At 37.4% G+C, this 17,625-nt stretch carries 15 protein-coding genes; 7 read left to right on the forward strand and 8 right to left on the reverse strand.

From position 1 onward, the window contains the following. Positions 1-281 (forward strand): hypothetical protein (locus EDF66_RS26255; RefSeq protein ID WP_207898576.1); only part of this gene is annotated, 281 nt, incomplete at its 5' end. A 313-nt stretch (positions 282-594) separates the two neighbouring features. Here EDF66_RS26255 and EDF66_RS09440 read toward each other — a convergent pair. Genes EDF66_RS09440 through EDF66_RS09450 form a run of 3 tightly spaced genes read right to left on the reverse strand, consistent with a single transcriptional unit; the run spans position 595 to position 4,433 of the window. Continuing rightward, entirely contained in the window at positions 595-1,320 is a 726-nt protein-coding gene (locus EDF66_RS09440) for an MIP/aquaporin family protein (protein WP_132842223.1), read from the reverse strand. Between the two features lie 11 nt (positions 1,321-1,331). Then, a complete protein-coding gene (gene glpK / locus EDF66_RS09445; protein WP_132773138.1) occupies positions 1,332-2,840 on the reverse strand; it encodes a glycerol kinase GlpK in 1,509 nt (502 codons plus the stop codon). 18 nt (positions 2,841-2,858) lie between these two features. Further along, complete coding sequence (locus EDF66_RS09450) at positions 2,859-4,433, reverse strand: glycerol-3-phosphate dehydrogenase/oxidase (protein ID WP_132842225.1); 1,575 nt, start codon at positions 4,431-4,433, stop codon at positions 2,859-2,861. Positions 4,434-4,958: 525 nt separating this feature from the next. Here EDF66_RS09450 and topA point away from each other — a divergent pair. The 3 genes from topA to cmk are packed head-to-tail and all read left to right on the forward strand — an operon-like array spanning position 4,959 to position 8,507. Further along, on the forward strand, positions 4,959-7,397 hold the full coding sequence (gene topA, locus EDF66_RS09455; protein WP_132842226.1) for a type I DNA topoisomerase: 2,439 nt from the start codon (positions 4,959-4,961) through the stop codon (positions 7,395-7,397). 5 nt (positions 7,398-7,402) lie between these two features. Continuing rightward, a complete protein-coding gene (locus EDF66_RS09460; RefSeq protein WP_021191794.1) occupies positions 7,403-7,816 on the forward strand; it encodes a hypothetical protein in 414 nt (137 codons plus the stop codon). Between the two features lie 4 nt (positions 7,817-7,820). Then, entirely contained in the window at positions 7,821-8,507 is a 687-nt protein-coding gene (gene cmk, locus EDF66_RS09465) for a (d)CMP kinase (protein WP_132842228.1), read from the forward strand. Between the two features lie 14 nt (positions 8,508-8,521). Here the strand turns inward: cmk and EDF66_RS09470 are convergent, their stop codons facing one another. From EDF66_RS09470 to EDF66_RS09485, 4 genes are all read right to left on the reverse strand, one after another. Next, positions 8,522-8,815, reverse strand: coding sequence for a hypothetical protein (locus tag EDF66_RS09470; RefSeq protein ID WP_021191795.1), 294 nt, complete (start codon positions 8,813-8,815; stop codon positions 8,522-8,524). A gap of 116 nt (positions 8,816-8,931) precedes the next feature. Continuing rightward, positions 8,932-10,131, reverse strand: coding sequence for a pyridoxal phosphate-dependent aminotransferase (locus EDF66_RS09475; RefSeq protein WP_021191796.1), 1,200 nt, complete (start codon positions 10,129-10,131; stop codon positions 8,932-8,934). A gap of 96 nt (positions 10,132-10,227) precedes the next feature. Further along, entirely contained in the window at positions 10,228-10,602 is a 375-nt protein-coding gene (locus EDF66_RS09480) for a DUF1573 domain-containing protein (protein ID WP_021191797.1), read from the reverse strand. A gap of 126 nt (positions 10,603-10,728) precedes the next feature. After that, positions 10,729-11,694 (reverse strand): SIS domain-containing protein, encoded by a 966-nt coding sequence (locus EDF66_RS09485; protein ID WP_132842230.1) that lies wholly within the window; start codon positions 11,692-11,694, stop codon positions 10,729-10,731. A 99-nt stretch (positions 11,695-11,793) separates the two neighbouring features. Here EDF66_RS09485 and recQ point away from each other — a divergent pair, with 99 nt between their 5' ends. The 3 genes from recQ to EDF66_RS09500 all read left to right on the forward strand — a co-directional run bounded on the left by recQ (position 11,794) and on the right by EDF66_RS09500 (position 16,081). Further along, positions 11,794-13,983, forward strand: a complete 2,190-nt coding sequence (gene recQ / locus EDF66_RS09490; protein ID WP_132773128.1) for a DNA helicase RecQ — start codon at positions 11,794-11,796, stop codon at positions 13,981-13,983. A 15-nt stretch (positions 13,984-13,998) separates the two neighbouring features. Then, positions 13,999-14,814 (forward strand): 3-deoxy-8-phosphooctulonate synthase, encoded by an 816-nt coding sequence (gene kdsA, locus EDF66_RS09495; protein ID WP_132773126.1) that lies wholly within the window; start codon positions 13,999-14,001, stop codon positions 14,812-14,814. Positions 14,815-14,989: 175 nt separating this feature from the next. Next, a complete protein-coding gene (locus EDF66_RS09500; RefSeq protein ID WP_132842232.1) occupies positions 14,990-16,081 on the forward strand; it encodes an SGNH/GDSL hydrolase family protein in 1,092 nt (363 codons plus the stop codon). 189 nt (positions 16,082-16,270) lie between these two features. Here EDF66_RS09500 and EDF66_RS09505 read toward each other — a convergent pair whose 3' ends face one another. Beyond that, the gene (locus EDF66_RS09505) at positions 16,271-17,452 is read right to left on the reverse strand and encodes an NAD(P)/FAD-dependent oxidoreductase (RefSeq protein ID WP_132842233.1); all 1,182 of its coding nucleotides are present in this window, start codon (positions 17,450-17,452) and stop codon (positions 16,271-16,273) included. Between the last annotated feature and the right edge of the window lie 173 nt (positions 17,453-17,625).

A 17,625-nucleotide genomic window follows, 5' to 3' on the forward strand; every position in this document is an offset into this window, starting at 1 on the left:
TGTCTACCTCTTCCCATTCCGAACAGAGAAGTCAAGCCCGCCAGAGCCGATGGTATTGCCGTAACAGGTGGGAGAGTAGGTCGGTGCCTTTTTTTATACAAAAGCCTTTGCTATACAGCAGAGGCTTTTTTGTGTTTGTACCTTTTTATGCTGTGAACAGGGCTATTCCTGTTCTTTCGGTAGCTTCTGCAGGCCCGTCATGCTCATCATTTAACCTATTCAGCTTTCATATCCTCTTCCTATCGGACAAGCATAATGTGACTATATCTTCCGATCTCTAATTTTTAATACTCATATAATGCTATTTGATACTTCTTATATACTAGGGACTATTATGTTCTCGTGAACGCTGGGTTTGTGCACTGCCTTTTTATTTCTTCGTTATCACTTAGCTATTCAGTTTTGTATGTAGCATATGATAGTCTATTTGAGATCACATGATTTACGGGCAATAGGATTCCCTTTCATTATACTTGATAAAAAATAACCTAATCCAGTTTATTTAGCTTGATTAGGTTATTCTTAATGCTTATTATGATATTTATTATAGAATATTGGATTTTTATTCTTCCAATTGGACAAATTTTAATCGTCTTAATTTATACATAAATAGATCAATGTGGCAAGAGTGCTGCCTATAAGTGGACCGACTATAGGCACCCAGGCATATGCTAGATTAAATGTTTTTTTATTCTTTATCGGTAATAAAGCGTGTGTAATTCGAGGGCCTAAATCTCGGGCAGGGTTGATGGCGTACCCGGTTGTACCGCCTAAAGATAATCCGATTACCCAAACAATAAAACTTACAGGTATTGCTCCTATAGTACCTAGGCCCAAAGTTTGTCCTTGTTGGATAGTTGGTTCAGTGAAATGTAGGATGCAAAAAATTAAGACAAAAGTACCTACAATTTCACTGATGATATTAATTTTAGGATTAAAGATAGCAGGTCTTGTACAAAACACGGCCTCTTTGGCTCCTGCATCTTCGGTTTGGTTGAAATGATCTTTGTACATCAACCAAACGATAAATGAACCAAACATAGCCCCTAAAATTTGCATTGTGATGTATTGAAGTCCTAAACTTAAGGTCATTTTGTTCAATATTAAATTAGCAAGCGTAACAGCAGGATTAAGATGCGCCCCGCTATAGGGTCCTGCAATCGTTACTCCGGCAAATACCGCTAAAGCCCAAGCTGTACTGATTACCATCCAACCTGAATTGTTCCCTTTAGTATCTTTTAATACAACATTTGCGACAACTCCTCCTCCTAATAAAATGAGCACGGCTGTCCCAATAAATTCTGCGATTAGTACATTCATAATAACTGTTGTTAAGCGTTGAGATCGTAGTTAGCCCAAAACTTGGTTGTCTCTACAGCGCGCTTCCATTCTCGCAATGATTGTTCAATTGATGGATCTGGTATTGGTGTAAATGTTCTGTTAATTTGCCATTGTTTTGCTATTTCTTCCACACTGGGCCAAAATCCAACCGCTAGACCGGCTAAATATGCTGCTCCAAGTGCTGTCGTTTCTGTTACCTCAGGACGTATAGTGATTGTATTGAGAAAGTTGGCTTGGGTTTGCATCAGGAAATTATTCGCACTTGCGCCACCATCAACACGAAGTTCTTTGATTTCAATATTTGAATCAGACTGCATGGCTGTCAGAATATCTGTTATTTGAAATGCGATTCCCTCTAGCGCAGCTCTGGCAATATGAGCGACATTGGTGCCTCGAGAAAGCCCTAATATCGTACCACGTGCATAAGGATTCCAATGTGGTGCTCCTAAACCTGAAAAAGCCGGAACCATATAGACACCATCGCTATCCGCTACACTTTCAGCCAATTTTTCTATTTCTGCAGAAGTTTTGATGATACCTAATTCATCTCGTAACCACTGCACAACAGCTCCTCCAATGAATACACTTCCTTCCAGAGCGTATGTTACCTTTCCTCCAATTCTCCAAGCAATCGTAGTGACTAAATTGTTATTCGAAAAAATTGGTTTTGAGCCAATGTTCATTAATAAGAAGCAACCTGTTCCATAGGTATTTTTTGCCATTCCTTTTTGGGTGCACATTTGTCCAAATAGTGCCGCTTGCTGATCGCCCGCAATCCCTGCAATAGGTACACTACTGGAAAGGATCTGACCCGAAGTATGTCCATATACCTCTGACGAGGAGGCAACTTTAGGAAGGATACTTGCAGGTACGTTAAATATGGTCAGCAATTCATTATCCCATGTTAACGTTTCGATATTGTACAACATCGTTCTTGATGCATTGGACACATCGGTTACATGGACAGCTCCATCAGTTAGGTTCCAAATAATCCAACTATCTATGGTTCCAAAAGCGAGATCGCCCACATTTGCTCTTTCTCTAGCACCTTTTACATGATCTAATATCCAGTTGATCTTAGATGCGGAGAAGTAGGCATCGATACGAAGACCTGTTTTTTTCTGAATGGTATTGCCATGACCTTGATTTTCGATCTGCTTACAATAGTCTGCTGTTCTTCGATCTTGCCATACAATAGCATTATAGATGGGTTCCCCGGTTTTTCTATCCCAAATAATAGTGGTTTCACGCTGATTTGTAATTCCGATGGCTTTGATATGTTTTGGGGTAATCTTCATCTTGGCCATAACTTCTGTAAAAACTGAAAGTTGACTGGACCAAATCTCTTTAGGATCGTGCTCAACCCAACCAGATTTTGGATAAATCTGCTTGAATTCTTTTTGTGCTATCGCTTCTATTTTTCCTGACTTCGAAAAGATAATTGCTCTTGAGCTCGTTGTGCCCTGGTCTAATGCCAAAATGTATTCTTTAGTACTCATAAATGCGTTGTTAATGGATTAGGAATTGTAAGTATAGTTTTTACAAAGTATAAGGAATTGTGCAAGCTGTTCTTCTTCCCATGTTTTCGATTGCTCAAGTTCTTTGGACATAATCTGAACAACTAGGGGAGCTGCCTCCATGGCTGCTTTTGCATCTAAAAACAGCATGCGTATCCTTCTTGCTAAAACATCTTCCAGGCATCTTGCCATTTCATTTCTTACTGCCCATACTACTTCTGCTGCGATATAATCAAATTTGGGGTGAATCTTTTGGGACAAATTTGGATCCTTTTGTGCTAACTCTTGTATTAACTTTGCATCTGAACCGTATATCTGCCAGTGTCCCTGCTGTTTTTCTTGAAGATAACCATGTATTTTTAAGGTTTTTGTAATACAAGGAGCTGTATTTAACTTTCCGATTTGAATGGCTTTGTTAACGGTATCTTCTGCCATTTTACGATATGTCGTCCATTTCCCTCCTGTAATGGTAATCAATCCTGATTTACTGCTGATCAGTTTATGGTCCCGGGAGATTTCTTTTGTTGAAGCTGGATTACTTTCATCTGGTGCAGCCAGTGGTCGCAAACCTGCAAATACACTGAGTATATCTGCTCGGGTAGGAGCAGGATTGAGGTAGTTTTTAGCTGTTTCTAAAATAAAATCTACTTCTTCTTCTAAAGGTCTTGGTTCAATAGTGTGAATATCTAAGGGCGTATCTGTCGTTCCTAATAGGATGTGGTCGTGCCATGGCACACCAAATAGCACACGTCCGTCATTAGTTTCCGGAATCATAAGGGCATCTTCTTCCCCTAAAAATTTCTTGTCAATGACAATATGTGTTCCCTGAGATGGTCTTACTAAATTCTTATGGACAGGTGATTCCAGTTTTAATATATCATCAACAAAGATTCCGGTCGCATTAATGACGGTTTTTGCTTTAACTTCAAAATTCTGGTTTGACTCTAAATCTGTAAAAGAAACACCACAAACTTGACCATTTGTATCTTTATGAATGGCATTTACATCACAATAGTTTAAGATTGTTGCATCAAGAGAATTTGCTGTCTGTGCTAGATTGATCGCAAATCGGGAGTCATCAAACTGGCCGTCATAGTAGATTATACCCCCTTTTAGATTATCCTGTTTGACAGCATGCAGTTTTGCAACAACCTGACTGCTGGATAAAAATCTGGAAGTTCCGATCCGGTATGCACCGGCCATCCAATCATAGATTTTTAATCCAATCAGATATTTCCACTTACTGAAAAATGTATAGCATGGAATAATAAAGCTTTGAATTTTAGCTAAGTGTGGTGCATTTTGGAAAATTAATCCTCTTTCATGCAATGCGGAATAGACAAGTTTAATATCTCCATTTGCGAGATACCGCACACCACCATGGACTAATTTCGTACTCCTACTTGAGGTTGCTTTTGCAAAATCATATTTTTCGAGTAATAATGTTTTAAATCCTCGAGAAGCCGCATCGACAGCGATACCAAGCCCAGTTGCCCCGCCTCCAATGATAACAATGTCCCATTTTGAAGTTTTATTTACGTTTTCTAGATTCGTCTTTCTTTTGAAATTGCTCATACAATGATATGATTTTGGATATTTTGTTTATCAAATGTTCACTTTTTCAGGTATATCTTTTATAAAGAAGGGCCTTACATTATAAACGAAATAGCTTGAAAGTTTGTTTTATTTATTTTTTAATTAGTATTTTGTTCTCCAAATTGTTTTTTACAAAGTCACCAACCGATTGGAGTTTGTTTTCTTGTCGTTAGGTAAACCAAGGTAATCTTTTCGTCAGCTATAACGATACCTTAACCATTTATTAGCTATATGGTTGTTGTCAATAATTGGTAGGTCATACATTTGATGTACGATTTCATCCAATATAGATGTAATTTAAAGAGGTACGTCTTTGGTATTATTAAAGCTTGTTTGTTAAATTTCTACGGGTAAAAAACAGAATTTTATAAAAAAATATGAACCCTTGTTTTGGAATAAAACAAATGGTTATTTATTTTTTTTTCCTTAAATAATGTAAAAAAAGACTAAAAATATTGTCATTCGTTAAAGAAATGCCTTTATTTGCACAAATCTCAAATTTAAATGGCTAAAAATTTACTCATAGTAGAGTCTCCGGCGAAAGCGAAAACAATAGAAGGGTATTTAGGGAAGGACTTTTTGGTAAAGTCCAGTTACGGACATATTCGTGATTTGGTGAAGACCGATGATGCTATTGATACAGATAAAGATTTTCAACAAAAATATGAAGTGCCGAGTGATAAGAAGGCTGTTGTCAGTGAGTTAAAGAAATTAGCAAAAGCTGCAGAAACAGTTTGGCTAGCATCCGATGAGGACCGCGAGGGGGAGGCTATATCGTGGCATTTATTTGAGACTTTAGGTTTAAAAGATGAGAGTACTAAGCGTATTGTATTTCATGAGATCACCAAACCTGCGATTTTAAAGGCCATTGAGAATCCACGTAAAATAGATTATAATTTAGTAAATGCACAGCAGGCCCGTCGTGTACTGGATCGTTTGGTAGGATTTGAGCTTTCACCTGTGTTATGGAAGAAAGTAAAACCATCGTTGTCCGCAGGACGTGTTCAATCGGTAGCAGTGCGTTTAATTGTAGACCGCGAGCGCGAGGTTATAAAATTTAATGCGGAAGCATCATTTCGTATTGTGGCATTTTTCCATACTGGAAAAGTTAAAGATAGTTTTAAAGCTGAGTTGCCACAGCGTTTTGCAACAGAGGCTGAAGCAAAGCAGTTTTTAGAGGATTGTAAGACAGCGGAATTTGCTGTTAAGAGTTTGGAAACAAAACCTGCGAAAAGAGCTCCAGCGGCTCCGTTCACTACCTCAACGCTACAGCAGGAGGCTAGTCGTAAGCTAGGATTTTCTGTTGCGCGTACTATGCAGGTTGCTCAACGCTTATATGAAGCTGGTCGCATTACCTATATGCGTACCGATTCTGTTAACTTAAGTGATACAGCAACAGAAGCTGCTGAGAAAGAAATTCGTTCTGCTTATGGTGATCGTTATCATAAGTTAAGAAAATATAAAACAAAAACTTCTGGAGCTCAAGAGGCTCACGAAGCCATTCGTCCAACTTATTTTTCTGAACATAGCATTGAAGGTGATGCAGCAGAAAAACGTTTATACGATTTAATTTGGAAACGTGCTATTGCTTCTCAAATGAGTGAGGCAGAGTTCGAGAAAACATTAGCTAAAATTTCTATTTCTACACGTAAGGAGGATTTATCTGCTTCAGGTGAGGTAATGAAGTTTGATGGATTCTTGAAAGTTTATTTTGAATCTACAGATGATGATCAAGAGGTAACGAATGATGATGATAGTGATAACTCCTTGTTGCCACCTTTGGTAACAGGACAATCGGTCGTATTGAAAAGCATGAACGCGACAGAGCGTTTTACAAGACCTCCTGCTCGTTATACAGAGGCTGCTTTGGTGAAGAAGTTGGAAGAATTGGGTATTGGTAGACCATCTACTTATGCACCGACAATTTCTACGATTCAAAATCGCGGTTATGTAGTGAAAGAAGAAAGAGAAGGACGTTCACGTGACTATCGTGTATTGACTTTAGAAAATACGGAAATCTCTGCCGTTACTAAGACTGAAATTACTGGCGCTGAAAAAGGAAAAATGTTTCCAACAGATATCGGTATTGTTGTTAATGATTTCTTAGTTGAACACTTTAAAGGCATTGTAGATTTTAATTTCACGGCAAAAGTAGAAAAGGAATTTGATGAAATTGCACATGGTTTGACCGAATGGACAGATATGTTGCGTGAATTCTACGGACCTTTTCATTCAGAAGTACAGAATACGTTAGAAAATGCTGAACGTGCTAACAACGAACGTGAGTTGGGTGTCGATCCTGTATCGGGTAAACCTGTCTCTGTACGTATTGGTAAGTTTGGTCCTTTGGTGCAGATTGGTGCACAAGATGATGAAGAGAAACCTCGTTTTGCATCTTTGAGAAAAGGACAGATGATCGAAACGATTACTTTTGAGGATGCTATGGAATTGTTTAAGCTTCCAAAGAAGGTTGGTATCTTTGAAGAAAAGGAAATGACTGTTGCCATTGGCCGTTTTGGACCTTATATCCGTCATGATTCTTCTTTTTATTCTTTACCAAAGAATGTTGATCCACTTGATGTGACAGAGGAAGAGTGTATCCAGATTATCAAAGACAAGAGACAAAAAGATATTGAAAAGGTAATTCGTGTTTTTGACGAAAATCCTGAAGCTCAAATTGAACAAGGCCGTTGGGGACCGTTTATCCGTTTTGGAAAACAGAATTTGAAAATTCCAAAAGGAACAGAAGTAGAGCAGATCACGTATGAAGATGTCTTGAAATGGGCGGAAGCTGATGCTCCTAAAAGCAAAGGAAAAGTAACTGCTAAAAAAGCGACTACTGCAAAGAAAGCTCCTGCTAAAAAAGCTCCTGCAGCGAAGAAAGCGACTGCGGTTAAAAAGACAACTACAAAGGCTGCTGTGAAAGCGACTAAAGATAAATAATTGAAATGAAAAAGGATTTACCTGAAAACATTGTTCAAAATATTACGATTGCTGTTGTATTGGAGAGTGAAAGCCCGGAGTCAAAAGTTTGGAATGTTTATTTAATTAATGAAAAGAATCAAGAAATTCAAAATGTCTTGGTTACTTCAAAAGGTTATGGCGAAAAGGATGGTGCAAATGTGATCACAAGCACATTACGTCATTTTATCGGTAATGTTGCTCCACATTCTTTCGAAAAAATCGAAGCTATTGATGAACAGGTATTCGGTTTAACCAATGAATATTGGTTAAGCTTTTATATTGATAATATTATTTACGATAAAAAATACATCTTCCTACCTGAAAGCATTATAGAAGGGAATTTAATACTGGTTCCTTTAGTGAATAAGCTTGGGGTGATTATTGGGGGGATGAATTAGTTTTATGACAACAAGACATAACTTTATTATCGCTATTGATGGTTTTTCATCATGTGGTAAAAGTACAGTGGCAAAAGCACTGGCCAAAAAATTAAAATTTGTTTTCATTGACAGTGGTGCAATGTACCGCGCTGTGACACTTTATTTTCTCAGAGAGGGAATAGATATGAAAGATGATAAAGCAATAGCTGAGGCGTTGGAAAATATTCATATCGATTTCATTCCTAATGATGATAAAACTGAGATTCATCTTAATGATGAAGATATATCGGATGAGATCCGTCAGATGTATATTTCGGATATGGTGAGTGAAGTGAGTACAATAAAAGCTGTGCGTCAAGCCATGGTAAAGCAACAGCAGAAATTAGGGCGGAGACGCAATATCGTGATGGATGGTCGCGATATAGGCACAACTGTATTTCCGGATGCAGATATGAAAATTTTTATGACAGCGGATCCGCAAGTACGTGCTAACCGACGTTATTTAGAATTGACCAATAAGGGAGAGCAGGTGACGATCGATGAAATTGTTAAGAATCTGGCACATCGTGATCATATTGATAGTACGAGGGAAGAAAGTCCTTTGCGTAAAGCGGAAGATGCGATTGTACTGGATAATTCTTATATGAGTCAAGAAGATCAATTGACATTTGTCATTGATGAATATACAAAAAGAAGAGCTTCCAAATAGGAAGCTCTTCTTTTTTATTTAATGCTATTGATTTGTTGTTGTTCTTTTAGTTTCGCAACATTGTTTTTCTCTCCAAATTCTTCTGTTTTTTCTTGGAAAGAATCTAATAGTTGACGGATTGCATCTGAATTGTCTGCTGTACGTTGAAAAATATCCGGTAGAATCTTTTCTAGATTTTGGTCTCCAAGTTCGATATTATCCACCTCGATTTTCCCAATTTTTTCTAATACGGCTTGCTGACTTTTCCTAACATCTTCTAATTCTCTCGCAATTTTTTCCATCAATTCAAATTTCTTCAATTTATCCATATTATATAAAATTTAGTGATCAATTACTATATATAACGTATAAAGTGGTCAAAATGTTTTAAATAAAAAAGGGTTGCTCATTTGAGCAACCCTTTTTTATCGTCTATACTCACTGATTAGTGTGTACGTCCTGGGTAAACTTCCAGTCCTTTTTCTAAGCAGATCAATGCTTTTTTTAGATCGTTCTGATTAAGAACGTATGCTAGTCGAACTTCGTTGATTCCGGCACCTGGAGTGCTGTAGAAGCCTGTTGCAGGAGCCATCATAACCGTTTCATTTTCGTATGCAAACTCTTCTAGCATCCATTGACAGAATTTATCTGCGTTATCGATCGGTAGTTTTGCTACAACGTAAAATGCGCCACCTGGGTTAGGTGAAAATGCACCTTCAATTTTATTTAAGCCGTTGACTAAAGTATCACGACGTGCAGTATACTCTTCAGACACTGCCTCAAAATAACTATCTGGTGTATCTACAGCTGCTTCACCTGCAATTTGTCCTTCCAAAGAAGGGCTTAAACGCGCTTGTGCAAACTTTAGAGCGATTTGGTACAGTTCTTTATTCTTTGTGATTAAGCAACCTATTCTAGCACCACATGCTGAGTAACGTTTTGAAACGGTATCAAAAACAACAACATGTTGTTCCAATCCCTCCAGATGCATAGGTGAAATGAATTCACGCCCATCATAACAGAATTCGCGGTAGGCTTCATCAGAGAATAAGTATAAATCATATTTTAAACAAAGCTCACGCAATGCTTCTAGTTCTTCTCTAGAATACAAATAACCTGTAGGGTTGTTCGGATTACAGATCGCAATCGCTTTTGTTTTTTCAGTGATTACTTTTTCAAACTCCGCAATAGAAGGTAAAGCGAATCCATTGTCGATATAAGACATGATCGGTTTTACCACAATGTCTGACGAGCATGCGAAGCCGTTGTAATTGGCATAGAAAGGCTCAGGAATGATTACTTCTTCACCCGGGTTAAGACAGGCCTGCATCGCAATCATAATCGCTTCAGAGCCACCGTTTGTCACTAAAATATCAGTAGGTTGGATATTGTAGTTTAATTTATTGTAGTATGTCGTCAGTTTATTGCGGTAAGATGCTGTTCCTTCAGATGCCGTATAGGCCCAAACTTTGAAATCAATGTTTTTTAATGCATTGAGCATTACTTCTGGCGTTTCAATGTCCGGCTGTCCGATATTTAAGTGATAGATTTTTTTCCCTTCTTTTTTTGCTTGATCAGCGAAAGGTGTTAGTTTTCTAATTGGGGATGCGGGCATGTTATACCCTTTTTCTGATATTGATGGCATTATTTTATATAAATTAGCGAAACAAATCTACTGAATTAAAACTAAAAAAGCCACTTTACTTGAAGTGGCTTTTCTTTAATTATGTACGCAAAGTAATTATTCTACAATTCCTTTGATGTATAAAGTTTTTACAGGTGTTTTTGTGTTCGATGTTACTGTAAAGCTTTTTGTAAAAGGTGCTTTTGAAGCAGCGTTGAAAGTAACTTTAATTGTTCCTGTGTCACCTGGTTTGATTGGTGTTTTTGTAAATTCTGCTACTGAACATCCACATGAAGGCTTAACATCAGAAATAATGATAGGCTCACTTCCTGCATTCGAAAATTTGAAACTGTATGATACTGGAGTTCCTTGTGCGATCTTTCCAAAATCATGTGTTTCTTTTTCAAATTTAAATTCGCTCTGACTTGTTTGCATTGCAGTAAATCCTACAAATGCAATAATAACAGTTAATACGGCTAAAAACTTTTTCATATCTTCTTCTTCTTAATTTGTTAACTATGCTCTTTGATAATGTCAAACAACGTACCAAAATAGAAATTTTAATACGTAATTGCCTTAGAAAAGAACGCGATAACAATAATATTACATTATGTATGACTAGATTATTCCTTCTTTTAATAAATCTTGAATATGTATGATGCCATCATACATATTTCCTTGTAAAACAATTAATTGAGACACGTTATTCTGACGCATCATATGCAGCGCATTTACAGCAAGCTCTGTTTTGTCGATCGTTTTAGGATGTGTCCCCATAATATCGCTCGCAGTTAATCCTGTAAGATCTTCATGATTTTCAAGCATACGGCGAATATCCCCATCGGTAATGATGCCGACAATCTTTTCATCTTGCAATACTGCAACAGCACCTAATCTGTTTTGTGTGATGGTCAGTATGATTTCTCTGATAGTGGCATTACTTGGGATTTTTGGTTTTTCATTTTGATCGGAGAGATCCGCTACTTTTAGGTATAATTTTTTACCTAGCGCACCTCCTGGATGGTATTTTGCAAAATCCTGATCTGAAAAATCGCGACATTCCTGTAGACATACCGCCAGTGCATCGCCCATTGCTAGCTGAGCAGTGGTACTTGAGGTAGGAGCAAGATTGTTAGGGCATGCTTCTTTTTCAACAGTGGTGTCCAGTACGTAATCAGCTTGTTCAGCCAGATAAGAATTGATATTTCCTACCAGAGCGACCAATCTATTTCCGGTCTGCTTCAAGAAAGGCACCAGGACTTTGATTTCAGGAGTTGTACCACTTTTTGAAATTGCGATGATTAAATCTTGGTTTTGAATGATCCCTAAATCACCATGAATGGCATCGGCTGCGTGCATGAAAATGGAGGGTGTTCCAGTCGAATTCATTGTCGCAACAATCTTTTGTGCGATAATAGCACTTTTTCCTATCCCAGTGACAATAACACGGCCTTGTAAGTTAATTATATGTTTAACCACGTTAACAAAGTCGTCGTCAATCCGTTGTGATAAATCAGCTACCGCTTTAGCTTCTTCTTGTATAGCTTGGATAGCTATATTTTTTATATCGATGTTGCTTTTCACAAAAAAAATATCTACTTTTATATTAAAGAATGAATACAAAAATAGGTTATTTTACAGATTTTTTGGTCATTTATCTATCTTATTTTTGCCCGAGGCTCGATGGAAATAGAAAAATCACTTTTCGACAATTTACAAGATTTTTTTGGTTTTGATACTTTTAAGGGGGATCAAGAAGCAATCATAACAAATGTACTACAGAGAAAGGACACATTTGTCATAATGCCTACTGGGGGTGGTAAATCCATCTGTTACCAGTTACCGGCATTGATGAGTGAGGGGACAGCGATTGTCATTTCACCGTTAATTGCCTTGATGAAAAACCAAGTTGATCAGCTTCGCGCATTTGGCGGAGAGGATAGTATTGCTCACTTTTTAAATTCTTCATTGAACAAAGGTGATATCATGCGTGTCAAACAGGATGTTACAGCAGGGAAAACAAAATTACTTTATGTAGCACCAGAATCGCTTTCGAAATTGGAGAATGTCGAGTTTCTGAAGCAGATTACGGTATCTTTTGTTGCTGTCGATGAAGCCCATTGTATCTCCGAATGGGGACATGACTTCCGTCCGGAATACCGCAAGATTCGTCAGGTTATCAATGGTATAGGTGAAAAAATACCCATTATTGCATTGACAGCTACAGCTACACCTAAGGTGCAGTCAGATATTCGTAAGAATCTTCAAATGAATGATGCTATGCTCTTTAAATCTTCATTTAACAGAGGTAACTTATTCTACGAAGTAAGGCCGAAGAAAAATGTCGTTAAAGAAATTGTTCGTTTTATAAAAGGACAGTCTGGTAAAACAGGTATCATCTATTGCTTGAGCCGTAAGAAGGTTGAAGAAATTAGTGAAGTTCTTAATATCAATGGAATCAAAGCACTTCCTTATCATGCTGGATTGGATGCGAAAACACGCGCCGATACACAGGATAAGTTTTTGATGGAAGATGTCGAAGTTATCGTAGCAACGATAGCATTCGGTATGGGTATTGATAAGCCCGATGTACGTTTTGTGATTCACCATGACATTCCAAAATCTATGGAAGGTTATTACCAAGAAACTGGTCGTGCTGGACGTGATGGTGGAGAAGGTCTATGTTTAGCTTTTTATTCGGAGAAAGACGTTGAGAAATTAACGAAATTCATGAAGGATAAGCCCGTTGCTGAAAGGGAAATCGGAACACAAATTTTAAAAGAAGTTATTGATTATTCAGAATCTGCAGTCTGTCGTCGTAAACAAATTCTACATTATTTTGGTGAGAATTTTGACGAAACCGGATGTAGTAATATGTGTGATAATTGTCGTGCTCAAAAAACTTATTTTGAAGCAGAACAATCGTTATTTGAAGTTCTTTCTTTTATTAAAGAACAAGGTGAAAACTTTGACGATCTACACGTGATCAATGTCATGGTGGGTCAGAATAATCAACCTGTTTCTGCTTATAAACATGATGAGCATCCTTTGTTCGGAAAAGGTAAAGATAAAGGAGTAGTGTATTGGGAATCATTGGTTCGTCAAGCGGTGCTCAATAACTTTCTAGCAAAGGATATTGATCATTATGGCTTATTAAAGATGACGGACATTGGTCGTCATTACCTGGAAAATCCGTATGCACTGAAATTTGTGATGAACCGTCCTTTGGATTTTTCAGATGATTCATCATCTGAAGATGCTGGACATTCAACAGGCGCTTTAGATACGGAGCTATTGAAAATGCTGAAAGATCTTCGTAAAAAGATTGCGAAATCAAAGTCACTTCCTCCGTTTGTTATTTTTCAAGATCCATCATTGGATGAAATGTGTACGCATTATCCCGTCTCATTGGACGAACTGAAACAGATACAGGGTGTCGGTAACGGCAAAGCGGTTAAATTTGGCGCTCAGTTTGTAGAATTGATCAAGGCGTATGTCGAAGAAAATGATATTGATCGTCCGGTAGATTTAGTTATAAAAGGTACAGCAAATAAATCAGCGCTTAAGGTCGCGATTATTCAAAATATAGACCGTAAAATTGGTTTAGATGATATCGCAGCCGCAAAAGGAATTAGCTATGAAGAATTGTTGAAAGAAGTAGAAACAATTGTAAATGCTGGTACCAAACTTAATATCGGATATTTCGTTGATGAGATGATCGATCAAGATCGTCAAGATGAAGTCTACGATTATTTTAAGCAAGCAGATTCGGATTCTATTGATGAAGCTTTAAAAGATTTAGGTGGAGATGATTATTCGTATGAAGATATTCAACTGATGCGAATAAAGTTCATGTCTGAATTAGGGAATTAGAAACGCATATATTAAATGATAAATACAGTACTACCTCAAATTAAAAATGGAGATTCGACGAATTTCTTTTTAATGGCAGGACCATGTGCGATAGAGGGAGAAGAAATCGCTTTAAGAATCGCAGAGAAAATCGTAACCATTACAGACCGCTTAAATATTCCTTATATATTTAAAGGATCTTACCGTAAAGCAAATCGTTCGCGTGTTGATTCTTTTACAGGAATAGGTGATGAGAAAGCTTTGCGTATTTTAGAGAAGGTTGGTAAAACATTTGGTGTACCCACTGTAACAGATATTCATGAAAGTCATGAAGCAGCTTTAGCTGCAGCATATGTTGATGTTCTACAGATTCCAGCTTTTTTATGCCGCCAAACAGAATTGCTTGTTGCAGCAGCGCAGACTGGAAAGGTAGTAAACATTAAAAAAGGACAATTTTTAAATGCAGCTTCGATGAAGTTTGCTGTTGATAAAGTTATTGACTCGGGCAATAAGAACGTGTTATTAACAGATCGCGGTAATACATTTGGTTACCAGGATTTAATTGTTGATTTCAGAGGAATTCCAGAGATGAGAGGTTTTGGTGTACCGACTATTATGGACTGTACACACTCTTTGCAACAGCCAAATCAAACTTCTGGCGTAACGGGTGGTAAACCTGAATTGATAGAAACGATCGCAAAAGCTGCAATAGCAGTTGGAGCTGATGGTTTATTTATTGAGACTCATCCAAATCCAGCACAAGCAAAATCTGATGGCGCTAATATGCTACATTTAGATTACTTAGAAGACTTAATGGAAAAGTTAGTTCGTGTAAGACAAGCTATTCTTTAATTAAAGAGCTTTTATCATAAAGAAAAGTCATCGTTCTAAACGATGACTTTTTTTTATGCACTTATTTCTTGTTGCCTCGATGAATTCTTTATGGCAACTAAAGTAATTCGAATGATACAAAAGAATTATTTCTATTTATCCTGATAATTGGTAGATTTGGTTTTCAATCTAAATTATGAAATTAAACTTAGTTTTATCTTTTGCCAGTCTATTTGTTGCTTTTAGTTCATTTGCTCAACAATCGATCAACTGGAATGATCCGCTTAAAAATAAGGTGATTCAAGGACGTATTCATACGGAAGAATTATCGAATTATTACCGTTTGCCCGAGAGCCTGAAAAGTCAGGTGCGATCTCCTGTATGGAGCTTAGGTACCAATAGTGCCGGTTTGTATGTTGACTTTCAGACCGATGCGGAAGCCATTAAAGTACGCTATAAAGTAAGCGGATCTTTAAATATGCCACATATGCCTACGATTGGTGTTAGTGGTGTCGATTTATATGCGCAAGATGATAGGGGTAATTGGAACTGGGCATTTGGTAACTATAATTTTGCTGATACGGTAACCTATAATTACAAAGCATTAGGCAAAAATTCAAATTTTACTTATCGCTTATACCTGCCTTTATACAATACAGTGGAATGGTTGGAAATAGGAGTAGGGTCTGATAAGAGTTTTAAATTTGTTGTTCAAGAAGGTAAGCCAGTTGTTGTTTACGGAACTTCAATCGCTCAAGGCGCATGTGCTACTAGACCTGGATTAGCCTGGAGTAATATGCTAGGTAGAGCTATTAAAAACCCAGTCATCAATGTTGCCTTTTCGGGTAATGGTCGTTTAGAACAACCTATTATCGATCATATCAATCAAGTGGATGCCGCTGTTTTTATATTGGACTGTATTCCAAATCTAGCTTTAACGAAAGATAGAACAGCACAGCAACTGGATTCTTTACTGTCTAATGCAGTTACCGAAATTCGAAAAAAACATCCGAAGACACCGATTATTGTTACCGAGCATAGCTCAGGATTTAATAACGCCATCTTCAATTTAGATATTAACGAAGAATATAAAAAGAGCAGTGCTGTCGCTAACCAATTTGTAAATCGTATTAAGCAATCTGGAGATAAAAATCTCTATCTACTAACAAATAGGGAAATTGGTTTAGATATTAATTCAACCGTAGATTCTGCTCATCCAAATGATATCGGAATGAAAAAAATAGCCGATGCTTATCAAAAATTGATCAATAAGGTTGTTAAAAAGTAAACGTAGTTTTATTGCGACCAAATGGGCCATTATCATGATTCATTAAGCGTCCAATTGCTAGCATTAGATGCTTAATTACAGTTTGTGTTATAGCTGTAGTTAAGCATTTTTTATGTACGTCAAGTTAGAATCCTATTCATAGAAGGGACTTGGAGCATAAGTTCGTCCTCCTTGCGATAATCAAAACCCTTAAATTGTTAAAGGGTGATTTTTACTGATCGATGTAGCAACCCAAACACCTGTACTAAAACAAGCTTGTAGCAGATATCCGCCTGTTGGTGCTTCCCAGTCTAGCATTTCGCCGGCACAGTATACCAAAGGAAATTTATGTAATGAAAGGTCTTTATTCAGTTCATTAAAGGGTACACCTCCAGCTGTAGAGATCACCTCATCTAAGGGTCTTAATCCTGATACTTGGATAGGGTAGTTTTTAATGTGCTGTCCTAGTGCTATTGCATCTGTGAATGTTTGTTTATCCAATTTCTTTAATAGCGCAACTGCAGTGGATGAAAGTTTAAGTTTGTTTTTTAATAGTGAGCTTATATTTCCGCCAGATTGCATCTGCTTTAAAATTGCATCTAATGACACATTGGGCTTGAGATCAATATGAAGTGTGATCGGGAATTCGTATGGTCTGCTATAGCGGTTCATATAATAGAGCGGACTCCCTTCTATTCCATAGGTTGTAAAAACAATTTCTCCTAATTTACTCGTGCCGTTAAATGCAACCTGAATGTTTTTTAATACCTGTCCCTCTAGATCGCTCAGGTCATTGGTCGTATTATATCCCGAATTGGCCGCTTGTAAAGGGGTAATGTTTATCTTTTTATTTGTCAGAATCGGAATCCATGAAGCATCTGATCCTGTTTTTTTCCATGAGCCACCACCTAGTGCCAAGATGAGCTGACGATAACTTTTGCGGACAACTTCTTTGTTGTGCAGCAATATGACAGAATTTGCATCAAAATCCACGAAACTGTACTCATAGTTAATGATGACTCCCAGTTGGTTGAGATGATCTAGCCATGCTTGTAAAACTTGGATGGGTTTTATATGTTTTTCGGGAAATATTTTTCCAGAACTGCCAATATATGTCGGAATTCCGATTGATGAAAGCCATTCCACAGTAGCATTATTATCAAAATGGCGTACGATCTTTTGGATTTCCGCGGCATCATATTGAGTAACGAAGTTTTCTATTTGCTCACTATGCGTTAGGTTAAATCCGCCATGACCAGCGACTAAGAATTTTCTTGCCGCAGCTTTATTTTTTTCATAGATGTGTACCTGATAACCTCTTGTTGCCAGTTGTTGCGCAGCCATCAGTCCAGCTGGACCAGCACCAATGATGATAATAGGATCTTCGTTCATGATCTGCAAAAATAGGCATTTACGACTAGGAATAAACTAAATTGACCGGAAATATAAATACGGGCCTATATAGTGTGGATGTTTACCGCAAATCTATGATCATCTGTTATGATAGTAGGATTTTCTATTTTGAAATTTAGCTGTTGTTTAATGCGACATTACCATAGCTAGTA

This window comes from Sphingobacterium sp. JUb20 (assembly GCF_004342035.1).
Taxonomy (GTDB): Bacteria; Bacteroidota; Bacteroidia; order Sphingobacteriales; family Sphingobacteriaceae; genus Sphingobacterium; species Sphingobacterium anhuiense.

Bases quoted from the DNA above. Each gene is read 5' to 3' on its own strand.
- EDF66_RS09505 (WP_132842233.1), bottom strand. From the start codon at position 17,452: ATGAACGAAGATCCTATTATCATCATTGGTGCTGGTCCAGCTGGACTG.
- EDF66_RS09460 (WP_021191794.1), top strand. From the start codon at position 7,403: ATGAAAAAGGATTTACCTGAAAACATTGTTCAAAATATTACGATTGCT.
- recQ (WP_132773128.1), top strand. From the start codon at position 11,794: ATGGAAATAGAAAAATCACTTTTCGACAATTTACAAGATTTTTTTGGT.
- EDF66_RS09480 (WP_021191797.1), bottom strand. From the start codon at position 10,602: ATGAAAAAGTTTTTAGCCGTATTAACTGTTATTATTGCATTTGTAGGA.
- EDF66_RS09440 (WP_132842223.1), bottom strand. From the start codon at position 1,320: ATGAATGTACTAATCGCAGAATTTATTGGGACAGCCGTGCTCATTTTA.
- kdsA (WP_132773126.1), top strand. From the start codon at position 13,999: ATGATAAATACAGTACTACCTCAAATTAAAAATGGAGATTCGACGAAT.
- EDF66_RS09470 (WP_021191795.1), bottom strand. From the start codon at position 8,815: ATGGATAAATTGAAGAAATTTGAATTGATGGAAAAAATTGCGAGAGAA.
- EDF66_RS09500 (WP_132842232.1), top strand. From the start codon at position 14,990: ATGAAATTAAACTTAGTTTTATCTTTTGCCAGTCTATTTGTTGCTTTT.
- EDF66_RS09450 (WP_132842225.1), bottom strand. From the start codon at position 4,433: ATGAGCAATTTCAAAAGAAAGACGAATCTAGAAAACGTAAATAAAACT.
- cmk (WP_132842228.1), top strand. From the start codon at position 7,821: ATGACAACAAGACATAACTTTATTATCGCTATTGATGGTTTTTCATCA.
- topA (WP_132842226.1), top strand. From the start codon at position 4,959: ATGGCTAAAAATTTACTCATAGTAGAGTCTCCGGCGAAAGCGAAAACA.
- EDF66_RS09475 (WP_021191796.1), bottom strand. From the start codon at position 10,131: ATGCCATCAATATCAGAAAAAGGGTATAACATGCCCGCATCCCCAATT.
- glpK (WP_132773138.1), bottom strand. From the start codon at position 2,840: ATGAGTACTAAAGAATACATTTTGGCATTAGACCAGGGCACAACGAGC.